Consider the following 11,830-nt stretch of genomic DNA (forward strand, 5'->3'; position numbering starts at 1 on the left):
GGCTGCCGATCGAGGTTGAGTACCCGGCCCGTTCCCGACCCCGCGGCCGGCTGAGCCGATGGGTGCCGATCGCGTCTTCGCGTACGGCGCCGCCGCCGGCCTTCTCGGTGATCTGCTGCTCGGCGATCCGCGCCGGGGGCATCCGGTCGCCGTGTTCGGACGGGTGGCCGGGGCCGTGGAGCGGGTGCTGTGGCGGGACCACCGCGGGTGGGGCGCGCTGCACACCGCCGTGTGCGCCGGCGGCGCCGTGGCGCTGGGTGCCGTGGCCCAGCGGATCGTACGACCGTCCACCGCCGCGTCCGTGGTCCTCACCGGCGCGGCCACCTGGGCCGTGGTCGGCGGTACTTCGCTCGCGCGCGAGGCCCACGGCATCGGGCGGGCCCTGGAGGCCGACGATGTCGAGGCCGCCCGCGCCCGGCTGCCGCATCTGTGCGGACGGGACCCGCAGGCCCTGGACGCCGACGGGATCGCCCGTGCGGTCGTGGAGTCCGTCGCCGAGAACACGAGCGACGCGGTCGTGGGCGCGCTGGTGTGGGGAGCCGTGGCCGGCGTCCCCGGGCTGGTGGGGTTCCGGGCCGTCAACACCCTGGACGCCATGGTGGGGCACAAGTCGGCCCGGTACCGGCGGTACGGGTGGGCTTCCGCGCGGCTGGACGACCTGGCCGGGTGGCCGGGGGCACGGCTCACCGCCGTGCTGGCCGCGGTGGCCGGGGACGACCGGCGGGGGGCCGTACGGGCCTGGCGGGCCGACGCGGCGAAGCATCCGAGTCCCAACGCGGGGCCCGTGGAGGCGTCGTTCGCGGGGGCGCTGGGGGTGCGGCTCGGGGGGACGTTGTCGTATGCGGGGCGGGTCGAGCACCGGCCCGTGCTGAACCAGAAGGGGCGGGCCGTGGAGGTCGTGGACATCGGGCGGGCGGTGCGGCTCTCCCGTCGTGTCGGTCTGCTCGCGCTCGGCGTGACCGTCGCCGCGCGCCTCGTCGCGAAGGGACGTACGTCATGAGCGGTGGCCTCCTCGTCGCCGGTACCACCTCCGACGCCGGGAAGAGTGTGGTCACCGCCGGTATCTGCCGGTGGCTGGTGCGGCAGGGTGTGAAGGTCGCGCCGTTCAAGGCGCAGAACATGTCCCTCAACTCCTTTGTCACGCGCGAAGGTGCCGAGATCGGGCGGGCGCAGGCCATGCAGGCGCAGGCCTGCCGGGTGGAGCCGACCGCGCTCATGAACCCCGTGCTGCTGAAGCCCGGCGGCGAGCAGAGCAGTCAGGTCGTGCTGCTCGGCAAGCCCGTCGGCGAACTGAGCGCGCGCGGCTACCACGGCGGGCGGCAGCAGAAGCTGCTCGGAACCGTGCTCGACTGTCTCTCCGAGTTGCGGGGCACGTATGACGCGGTGATCTGTGAGGGGGCCGGCAGTCCGGCGGAGATCAATCTGCGCCGGACCGACATCGTGAACATGGGGATCGCCCGGAATGCCGGGCTGCCCGTGCTCGTCGTCGGTGACATCGACCGCGGTGGTGTCTTCGCCTCGTTCTTCGGGACCGTGGCGCTGCTCTCGCCGGAGGACCAGGCCCTCGTCGCCGGGTTCCTCGTCAACAAGTTCCGCGGGGACGTCTCGCTGCTGGAGCCGGGCCTCGACATGCTCCACGGGCTCACCGGGCGCCACACCTACGGCGTCCTCCCCTTCCGGCACGGCCTCGGCATCGACGAGGAGGACGGGCTCCGGGTCTCCCTGCGCGGGACCGTGCGCGAGTCGAACGTCGCCCCGCCCGTCGGGGAGGACGTCCTGCGGGTCGCCGTCTGTGCGATCCCCCTGATGTCCAACTTCACGGACGTGGACGCGCTGGCCGCCGAACCGGGCGTCGTGGTGCGGTTCGTGGACCGGCCGGAGGAGCTGGCCGACGCCGACCTCGTCATCGTCCCCGGCACCCGGGGGACGGTCCGCGCCCTGGAGTGGCTGCGGGAGCGGGGGCTGGCCGAGGCGCTGCGGCGCCGGGCCGCCGAACGACGGCCGGTGCTCGGCATCTGCGGTGGCTTCCAGATCCTCGGGGAGCACATCGAGGACGAGGTCGAGAGCCGGCGGGGGCGGGTGGAGGGTCTCGGGGTGCTGCCCCTAAGGGTGCGGTTCGCCCCCGAGAAGATCCTTACCCGGCCGGAGGGGACGGCACTCGGCGAGCGGGTCGAGGGGTACGAGATCCATCACGGGGTCGCCGAAGTCGTCGGCGGCGATGCCTTCATCTCTGATGACAGAGGACACAGCCTGGACGGCTGCCGGGTCGGGCAGACCTGGGGCACGCACTGGCACGGCTCCCTGGAGTCGGACGGTTTCCGCCGGGCCTTCCTGCGCGAGGTGGCGGCCGCCGCGGGCCGCCGGTTCGTACCGGCCCCCGACACCTCGTTCGCCGCGCTGCGCGAGGAGCAGCTCGACCGGCTCGGCGACCTGATCGAACAGCACGCGGACACGGACGCGCTCTGGCGGCTCATCGAGTCGGGCGCGCCGCAAGGACTGCCTTTCATCCCACCGGGAGCGCCCGCATGAGCACTGTGTTGTTGTTGTCGACCGCCGACACCGATCTGCTGGCGGCCCGGGCCGCCTCCGGTGCCGACTACCGGATCGGCAATCCGACGCGCGTCGACGTCGCGGAGGAGCTGCCCGCGCTCGTCGCGGGCGCGGACATCGCCGTCGTACGGCTGCTCGGCGGCAAGCGCGCCTGGGAGGACGGGCTCGCCGCCCTGAAGGCCGCCGGGATCCCGACCGTGCTGCTCGGCGGCGAGGCGGTGCCGGACGCCGAGCTGATGGCCGAGTCGTCGGTCCCCGCCGGTGTGGTGGCCGAAGCCCTCAGGTACCTCGTCGAGGGCGGCCCCGCCAACCTCACCGAGCTGGCCCGGTTCCTCTCCGACACCGTGCTGCTGACCGGCGAGGGGTTCGACGAGCCGCAGAAGATGCCCGAGTACGGCGTCCACGGCGAGCGTCCGCTGGTCGAAGGCCGCCCGACCGTCGGGGTGCTCTTCTACCGGGCCCACGAACTGAGCGGCAACACCGCCTTCGTGGACACCCTGTGCGACGCGATCGAGGCGCGCGGCGCCAACGCCCTCCCGGTGTACTGCGGTTCGCTGCGCGGGGCGGACGCCGGGCTGTACGAGATCCTCGCCGGGGCCGACGCGCTGGTGGCCACCGTCCTGGCCGCGGGCGGCACCCACGCCTCCCAGGCCTCGGCCGGCGGTGACGAGGAGGCCTGGGACATCGGCGCTCTCGCCGATCTCGACATCCCTGTCCTGCAAGGGCTCTGCCTCACCTCTCCGCACGCGGCCTGGGACGAGTCCGACGCCGCCCTCTCCCCCATGGACGCGGCGATGCAGGTCGCGATCCCGGAGTTCGACGGACGGCTGATCACGGTCCCCTTCTCCTTCAAGGAGCAGGGGCCGGACGACGTCCCGGTGTACGTCGCCGACCCCGAGCGGGCCGGACGCGTCGCCGGAATCGCCGTGCGGTACGCCCGGCTGGGGCACAAGCCGAACGCGGAGAAACGCGTCGCCCTGGTCTTCACCGCCTATCCGACCAAGCACTCGCGGGTCGGCAACGCGGTCGGCCTGGACACGCCCGCGTCCGCGGTGCGGGTGCTGGACGCCCTCAAGGACGCCGGGTACGGCGTCACCGAGTACCCCTCCGGCGGCGACGAGTTGATCCACCGTCTCATCGAGGCAGGTGGGCACGACGTCGAGTGGCTGACCGAGGAGCAGTTGGCCGCCGCGCCCGCGCGGGTGCCGCTCGCGGACTACCGGGCGTGGTTCGAGAAGCTCGACCCGGAGCTGCGGGACGCGATGACGGAGGCCTGGGGCGAGCCGCCGGGCAGCCTGTATGTGGACGGCGACGACATCGTGCTCGCCTCCCTCCGGTTCGGGAACGTCGTCGTCATGATCCAGCCGCCACGCGGCTTCGGGGAGAACCCGATCGCGATCTACCACGACCCCGACATGCCGCCGTCGCACCACTACATGGCGGCCTACCGGTGGCTCGAGAACTCCTTCGGCGCGGACGCGATCGTGCACATGGGCAAGCACGGCACGATGGAGTGGCTGCCGGGCAAGGGCCTCGGCCTGAGTGCGGGCTGCGCGCCGGACGCGGTCCTCGGCGACCTGCCGCTGATCTACCCGTTCATCGTCAACGACCCCGGCGAGGGCACCCAGGCCAAGCGGCGCGGGCACGCCACGGTCGTCGACCACCTGGTGCCGCCGATGGCCCGTGCCGACACCTACGGCGACCTGGCCAAACTGGAGCAGCTGCTCGACGAGTACGCGCTGGTGTCGGATCTGGACCCGACGAAGGCGCCGGCCGTGCGCGCCCAGATCTGGACGCTGGTCAAGGCGGCCGAGCTCCACCACGACCTGCACGTGGACGAGCAGCCGGAGGACGGCGATTTCGACGAGTTCGTCATGCACATCGACGGCTATCTGTGCGAGATCAAGGACGTGCAGATCCGCGACGGCCTGCACATCCTGGGCGGCGGACCGGTCGGCGAGCCGCGGGTGAACCTGGTGCTGGCCGTGCTGCGCGCCTCGCAGGTGTGGGGCGGGCAGGCCAACGCGCTGCCCGGGCTTCGCGCCGCCTTCGCCGCGCATTTCGGTCTGGTCGAGAAGGAGTTGCTGGCCGAGCCGGGCGCGCCGGTGAAGGTGCCGGTCGAGCTGTCGGATCTGGTCGAGGGTCCGTCGCGTACCGCGGCCGACGCGATCGACCTGCTGGAGCAGCTGTGCCGCCGGGTCGCGGAGGGCATGGAGCAGCGGGACTGGGCGGCCGCCGAGAGCCGCACCCTGGTGCGGGAGGTCCTCGGCACCGAACTCCCGGACGCTGTGGCCGTGTTGGAGTTCGCGTGCACCGAGGTCGTGCCGCGGCTCGCGCGCACCACGGACGAGATCGGGCACATCCTGAAGGCTCTGGACGGTGGTTACGTCCCGGCCGGCCCGTCCGGCTCCCCCACCCGAGGCCTGGTCAACGTCCTGCCCACCGGCCGCAACTTCTACTCGGTCGACCCCAAGGCGATTCCCTCCCGGCTGAGTTGGGAGGTCGGCCAGTCGCTCGCCGACTCGCTCGTGCAGCGGTACCTCCAGGACACCGGCGCCTACCCGAAGTCCGTGGGCCTGACGGTGTGGGGCACCTCCGCGATGCGCACCCAGGGCGACGACATCGCCGAGATCCTGGCGCTGCTGGGCTGCCGTCCGGTCTGGGACGACGCGTCGCGGCGGGTGACCGGCTTCGAGGTGATCCCGCTCGACGAGCTGGGCCGGCCGCGCATCGACGTCACGGTCCGCATCTCCGGCTTCTTCCGGGACGCGTTCCCGCACGTGGTCGGGCTGATCGACGACGCGGTGCGCAGGGTCGCCGAGCTGGACGAGCCGGCGGAGTCCAACTACGTGCGGGCGCACGCCGACGAGGACACCGCCGAGCACGGCGACCGGCGGCGCGCCACCGCCCGGATCTTCGGCTCCAAGCCGGGTGCCTACGGTGCCGGCCTGCTCCCGCTGATCGACGCCCGCAACTGGCGCTCCGACGCCGACCTCGCCGAGGTGTACGCGGTGTGGGGCGGTTACGCCTACGGCCGCGGGCTCGACGGGCGGGCGGCGCGCGGGGACATGGAGACCGCGTTCCGGCGGATCGCCGTCGCCGCGAAGAACGTGGACACCCGCGAGCACGACCTCGTGGACGCCGACGACTACTTCCAGTACCACGGCGGCATGGTCGCCATGGTCCGCCATCTGACCGGCGCCAGCCCCGAGGCGTACGTGGGTGATTCGGCCACGCCGGACCAGGTGCGGACCCGGACGCTCGGCGAGGAGACGCACCGCGTCTTCCGGGCCCGGGTGGTCAATCCCCGCTGGATGGCGGCCATGCGCCGGCACGGCTACAAGGGTGCCTTCGAGATGGCGGCGACCGTCGACTACCTCTTCGGCTACGACGCCACGGCGGGCGTGGTCGACGACTGGATGTACGAGAAACTCAGCGCGGAGTACGTCTTCGACGCGGAGAACCGGGACTTCATGAAGAAGTCCAACCCGTGGGCGCTGCGCGGCATCACCGAACGGCTCCTGGAGGCCGCCGACCGGGGCCTGTGGGCCGAGCCGGACGCGGACACCCTGGAGCGGCTGCGCGCCACCTACCTCGAGCTCGAAGGCGACCTGGAAGGCAACTCGGAGGGCGACGACCAGTGAGTACCCCGTTCCCGTTCACGGCCGTCGTCGGCCAGGACGACCTGCGGCTCGCGCTGCTGCTGAACGCCGTCTCGCCGGCGGTCGGCGGGGTGCTGGTGCGCGGCGAGAAGGGCACCGCGAAGAGCACCGCCGTACGTGCCCTGTCGGCGCTGCTGCCGGCCGTGGACGTCGTCGCCGGCTGCCGTTTCTCCTGCGACCCGGCCGCGCCCGACCCGGCCTGCCCGGACGGCCCGCACAACCCGCCCGGCGCCTTCGAGACCCGCCCGGCGCGCATGGTCGAACTGCCGGTCGGGGCCTCCGAGGACCGGCTGGTGGGCGCGCTGGACATCGAACGCGCCCTGGCGGAGGGCGTGAAGGCCTTCGAGCCGGGTCTGCTGGCCGACGCGCACCGGGGCATCCTCTACGTCGACGAGGTCAACCTCCTCCACGACCACCTGGTCGACCTGCTGCTGGACGCGGCCGCGATGGGCGCGTCGTACGTCGAGCGCGAGGGTGTGTCGGTCCGGCACGCGGCGCGCTTCCTGCTCGTCGGGACGATGAACCCCGAAGAGGGCGAGCTGCGGCCGCAGTTGCTCGACCGGTTCGGCCTCACGGTCGAGGTGGCCGCCTCCCGTGAGCCCGACCAGCGGGTGGAGGTCGTACGGCGACGGCTCGCGTACGACGACGATCCGGCGGGTTTCGCGGCGCGCTGGGCCGGCGAGGAGGCCGCCGTACGGCAGCGGATCGCGGCGGCACGGGAGTTGCTGCCGTCGGTGCGGCTGGGCGACGGGGCGCTGCGGCAGATCGCGGCGACCTGCGCGGCCTTCGAGGTCGACGGGATGCGCGCCGACATCGTGATGGCCCGGACGGCGACCGCGCTGGCCGCGTGGGCCGGGCGGACCGAGGTGCTCGCCGAGGACGTACGGCAGGCCGCGCTGCTGGCGCTGCCGCACCGCAGGCGCCGCAACCCCTTCGACGCGCCGGGACTTGACGAGGACAAGCTGGACCAGACGCTGGAGGAGTTCTCCGGGGAGTCCGGGGACGACGATCCGGATCCGGACGGTCCCGGTGGGGGTGGCGGGCAGCCGCAGCCCGACGAGGGGCCGCAGGGCGACGGTGCGACGGGGGACGCCGCCCGGCCCGAGGCCGGGGAGAGCGACGGCGTGCCGCAGCAGGCCGGTGCCGGGGAGCAGGCGCCCGTACGGGCGGCCGAGCCCTTTCGGACCAAGGTGCTGAGCGTGCCGGGGATCGGCGAGGGTGCCGCCGGGCGGCGGTCCCGGGCGCGGACCGAGCACGGGCGGACGACGGGTGCCCGACGGCCGCGCGGTGCCCTGACCAAGCTGCATCTGGCGGCGACCGTCCAGGCCGCCGCCCCGCATCAGCGGGCCCGCGGACGGTCGGGGCCGGGGCTCGTGCTCCGGCGGGACGATCTGCGGCAGGCGGCCCGGGAAGGGCGTGAGGGCAACCTCGTGCTGTTCGTGGTCGACGCGTCCGGGTCGATGGCGGCCCGGCAGCGGATGGGTGCGGTGAAGGGTGCCGTGCTGTCGCTGCTGCTCGACGCCTACCAGCGGCGGGACAAGGTGGGGCTGGTGACCTTCCGGGGGGCCGCGGCCGAGGTGGCGTTGCCGCCGACCTCGTCGGTGGACGCGGCGGCGGCCCGGCTGGAGTCGCTGCCGACGGGTGGGCGCACGCCGCTCGCCGCCGGGCTGCTCAAGGCGCATGACGTGCTGCGGGTGGAGCGGTTGCGGGACCCGGCACGGCGGGCGCTGGTGGTCGTGGTGACCGACGGCCGCGCCACCGGTGGCCCCGAGCCGGTCGCGCTCGCCGGGCGCGCGGCGCGGCTGTTCGCCGCCGGCGGGGTCGCCTCGGTGGTCGTGGACTGCGAGTCGGGGCCGGTGCGGCTGGGGCTCGCCGGGCAGTTGGCAGGTGAGCTGGGCGGTACCGCGGTGACGCTCGACGAACTGCGGGCGGACTCGATCGCCGGACTGGTGAAGGACGTTCAGGGGCGTTCGAGGAGGGCCGCGTAATGCCGCAGGGACAGCCGAGTGTGGTGCCCGACGACGGGCTGACGACTCGTCAGCGCCGTAATCGGCCGCTCGTCGTCGTGCACACGGGGATCGGGAAGGGCAAGTCCACCGCCGCGTTCGGGCTCGCGTTGCGGGCCTGGAACCAGGGGTGGCCCATCGGGGTGTTCCAGTTCGTCAAGTCGGCGAAGTGGAAGGTCGGCGAGGAGAACGCGCTGCGGGTGCTGGGCGCCTCCGGCGAGGGCGGGACGGTCGACTGGCACAAGATGGGCGAGGGCTGGTCCTGGGTGCAGCGCGACGCGCAGATGGACAACGAGGAGAAGGCGCGGGAGGGCTGGGAGCAGGTCAAGCGGGATCTGGCGGCCGAGACCTACCGGCTCTACGTGCTGGACGAGTTCGCGTACCCGATGCACTGGGGGTGGGTCGACACCGATGAGGTCGTCGACGTGCTGCGGAACCGGCCGGGGACCCAGCATGTCGTGATCACCGGGCGGAACGCGCCCGGGAAGCTCGTCGACCTCGCCGACCTCGTCACCGACATGTCCAAGGTCAAGCACCCGATGGACGCGGGGCAGAAGGGGCAGAGGGGCATCGAGTGGTGATGTCCTCGTCCGTGCCCCGGCTGGTCGTCGCCGCGCCGTCGTCCGGCAGCGGCAAGACCACCGTTGCCACCGGGTTGATGGCCGCGTTCGCCGCCCGCGGGCTCGCCGTGTCTCCGCACAAGGTGGGGCCCGACTACATCGACCCCGGGTACCACGCGCTCGCGACCGGGCGGGTGGGGCGGAACCTCGACGCGTACCTGTGCGGGCCGGAGCTGATCGGCCCGCTGTTCGCGCACGGTGCGCGGGGCTGTGACCTGGCCGTCGTCGAGGGCGTGATGGGGCTGTACGACGGGGCCGCGGGGGAAGGGGAGCTGGCGTCCACCGCGCATGTGGCGAAGCTGTTGCGGGCGCCGGTGGTGCTGGTCGTGGACGCGTCGTCGCAGTCGCGGTCGGTGGCGGCGCTGGTGCACGGGTTCGCGTCGTGGGATCCGGAGGTGCGGGTCGGGGGTGTGATCCTGAACAAGGTGGGGTCGGACCGGCACGAGGAGTTGCTGCGGGAGGCGCTGGACGCTGCGGGGGTGCCGGTGTTCGGGGTGTTGCGGCGGGTGGCGCAGGTGGGTACGCCGTCTCGGCATCTGGGGTTGGTGCCGGTCGCCGAGCGGCGGGGGGCGGCCGTGGATGCGGTGGCGGCGATGGCCGCGCAGGTTTCCGACGGGTGTGACCTGGAGGCGCTGATGGGGTTGGCGCGGGGGGCCGGGGCGGTGCCGGGTGGTGCGGCGTGGGATGCGGGTGCGGCCTTGGTTTCCTCGCCCCCGCCGCCCCTACCCGTCCCGTCACCAGGGGCTGCCGCCCCTTCGACCCCGCCTTCGGGGGCTGCCGCCCCCGGACCCCCGCTTCGGCCTGAACGGCCTCGTCCTCAAACGCCGGACGGGCTGGTGGGGGTGCGCGTCGCTGTTGCCGGCGGGGCTGCCTTCAGCTTTTCCTACGCCGAGCATGCCGAGTTGCTTGCCGCTGCCGGGGCTGAGGTCGTCGTGTTCGATCCGCTTCGGGACGAGCGGCTGCCCGACGGGACGGACGGGTTGGTGATCGGGGGCGGGTTTCCCGAGGTGTACGGCGCGGAGTTGTCGGCCAATGAGGTGCTGCGCAAGGACGTCGCCGCCCTCGCGGAGCGCGGTGCTCCCGTCGCCGCCGAGTGTGCCGGGCTGCTCTACCTGTGCCGGGAGCTGGACGGGCTGCCCATGTGCGGGGTGCTGGACGCGAGCGCGCGGATGTCGGAACGGCTGACCCTGGGGTACCGGGACGCCGTTGCCGTGAGTGACAGTGTGCTGGCCGTCGCGGGGACGCGGATGCGGGGGCACGAGTTTCACCGGACCGTGGTGGAGCCGGGGGCGGGAGCGGCTCCCGCGTGGGGGGTGCGTGCGCCCCGGCCGCGGGTCGAAGGTTTTGTACAGCGGGGTGTGCACGCGAGTTATCTGCACACGCACTGGGCGTCCGAACCCGGTGTGGCCCGAAGGTTCGTGGAGAGGTGCCGGACGTCATGAGCAGCAGCAGGTTGATCGGAGTCGGGGTGGGGCCCGGTGACCCCGAGCTGGTGACCGTCAAGGGGGTCAACGCCCTGCGTGCGGCCGATGTCGTCGTGGTGCCGGTGATGGACACCGGTGAGCGTGGGCGGGCCGAGGCCACCGTGCTGCACTACGTCGGCGCGGAGAAGGTCGTACGGGTCGTCTTCGCGCTGAACGAGCGCAGTGACCGGGGGCGGCGGGAGGCTGCCTGGGACGCGGCGGGGGCCCGGGTCGCCGAGTTGCTGCGGGGCAACGGGGCGGTCGCCTTCGCCACCATCGGGGATCCGAATGTCTATTCGACGTTCACGTATCTCGCGCAGACCATCGCCGAGCTGGTGCCGGACGTGGTCGTCGAGACCGTGCCCGGGATCACGGCCATGCAGGATCTCGCCGCCCGGTCCGGGGCCGTGCTCACCGAGGGGACCGAGCCGCTGACGCTGGTGCCGGTGACGGCGGGGGCCGAGGTGCTCAAGGACGCGCTGAGCGGGCCGGGGACCGTCGTGGCGTACAAGTTCGGGCGGCAGGCCGGGGCGGTCCTGGAGGCGTTGCGGGAGACCGGGCGGATCGAGGACGCCGTGTGGGGGTCGGCGCTGGGGCTGACCGAGGAGTCCGTCCGGCCCGCCGCCGAGCTCGACGGCTCCCCGCTGCCGTACCTCTCCACGCTCATCGCACCCCCGCGCCGGGACGGCGGCAGAGGCGGGAAGCTGTGAGCGGTCGGGCGTCAGCCGGAGATGCCCACCACCAGCCAGACGAAGGCCGCGCCGGCGACCGTGCACAGCAGCGTCGAGCGGGCCGGGTGCTCGTGGTGGGCCTCCGGGAGGATCTCGGCGGCGGCCAGGTAGAGCAGGACGCCGCCGAAGAGGCCGAGATAGCCGCCGAGCAGGCCCTCCGGGATGGTGAAGAAGATCGTGGAGAGGGCGCCGAGGACCGGTGCGCAGGCGTCGGCGACCAGCATCGCTATCGCCCGGCGGCGCGCGTTGCCGTACAGGCTCGTGATCGTGAACGTGTTGAAGCCGTCCGCGAAGTCGTGCGCGATGACCGCGAGCGCCACGGCCGCGCCCATGCCGCCACCCACCTGGAAGGCCGCACCGATCGCCACACCGTCCATCGCGCTGTGGCCGACCATCGCACCGGCCGCCGTCAGGCCCACCTCGGGCGCCCGGTGGCCGTGCTCGTCGGCGCCGTGGGCGGCCTGGCGGAGGGCCAGGGTGCGTTCCACCAGATGGGCCAGGAGGAAGCCGGCCACGAACAGGAGCAGGGCGGCCGGTACGCCGAAGACCTCGCGGCCGGCCGCGCGCAGCGCCTCCGGCAGCAGGTCGAGGCCGACCACACCGAGCATCAGACCGCCGGCCAGTCCGAGGACCAGGTGACGACGGTCGGTCACACGCTGTGCCGTCCAGCCGCCGGCCAGCGTCATCAGGAACGCGCCGAGCGCGACGAAGACCGCCATGTGCCCTTGCTATCCGATCGACCCGCCTCAGCGCACATCCAGCACCACGAGTAACACCCTTTGTCCAGAGAGGACCGAT

At 73.2% G+C, this 11,830-nt stretch carries 8 protein-coding genes; 7 read left to right on the forward strand and 1 reads right to left on the reverse strand.

Annotated features, from left to right (window positions below; all coding sequences use genetic code 11):
* Positions 1-58: 58 nt before the first annotated feature.
* From ACZ4UV_RS00255 to cobI, 7 genes are read left to right on the forward strand one after another with little or no spacing between them, the layout of a single operon-like run.
* Positions 59-1,000 (forward strand): cobalamin biosynthesis protein, encoded by a 942-nt coding sequence (locus tag ACZ4UV_RS00255; protein ID WP_467834989.1) that lies wholly within the window; start codon positions 59-61, stop codon positions 998-1,000.
* A complete protein-coding gene (locus ACZ4UV_RS00260) occupies positions 997-2,529 on the forward strand; it encodes a cobyric acid synthase (RefSeq protein WP_451017420.1) in 1,533 nt (510 codons plus the stop codon). Before ACZ4UV_RS00255 ends, ACZ4UV_RS00260 begins: the two co-directional genes overlap by 4 nt.
* Entirely contained in the window at positions 2,526-6,194 is a 3,669-nt protein-coding gene (gene cobN, locus ACZ4UV_RS00265; RefSeq protein ID WP_451017419.1) for a cobaltochelatase subunit CobN, read from the forward strand. The genes ACZ4UV_RS00260 and cobN overlap by 4 nt, the downstream gene beginning before the upstream one ends.
* Entirely contained in the window at positions 6,191-8,200 is a 2,010-nt protein-coding gene (locus ACZ4UV_RS00270; protein ID WP_467834992.1) for a putative cobaltochelatase, read from the forward strand. The genes cobN and ACZ4UV_RS00270 overlap by 4 nt, the downstream gene beginning before the upstream one ends.
* A complete protein-coding gene (cobO, locus tag ACZ4UV_RS00275) occupies positions 8,200-8,799 on the forward strand; it encodes a cob(I)yrinic acid a,c-diamide adenosyltransferase (protein WP_293997213.1) in 600 nt (199 codons plus the stop codon). The genes ACZ4UV_RS00270 and cobO overlap by 1 nt, the downstream gene beginning before the upstream one ends.
* Positions 8,799-10,280, forward strand: coding sequence for a cobyrinate a,c-diamide synthase (locus ACZ4UV_RS00280; protein ID WP_467834995.1), 1,482 nt, complete (start codon positions 8,799-8,801; stop codon positions 10,278-10,280). Before cobO ends, ACZ4UV_RS00280 begins: the two co-directional genes overlap by 1 nt.
* Complete coding sequence (cobI, locus tag ACZ4UV_RS00285) at positions 10,265-11,011, forward strand: precorrin-2 C(20)-methyltransferase (RefSeq protein WP_390038509.1); 747 nt, start codon at positions 10,265-10,267, stop codon at positions 11,009-11,011. The genes ACZ4UV_RS00280 and cobI overlap by 16 nt, the downstream gene beginning before the upstream one ends.
* An 11-nt stretch (positions 11,012-11,022) precedes the next feature.
* Here cobI and ACZ4UV_RS00290 read toward each other — a convergent pair whose 3' ends face one another.
* Positions 11,023-11,751: a ZIP family metal transporter gene (locus tag ACZ4UV_RS00290; RefSeq protein WP_451022243.1), complete on the reverse strand. Its 729-nt coding sequence runs from the start codon at positions 11,749-11,751 to the stop codon at positions 11,023-11,025.
* Positions 11,752-11,830: the final 79 nt, after the last annotated feature.

The sequence above is a fragment of the Streptomyces sp. NPDC028289 genome (assembly GCF_055565975.1).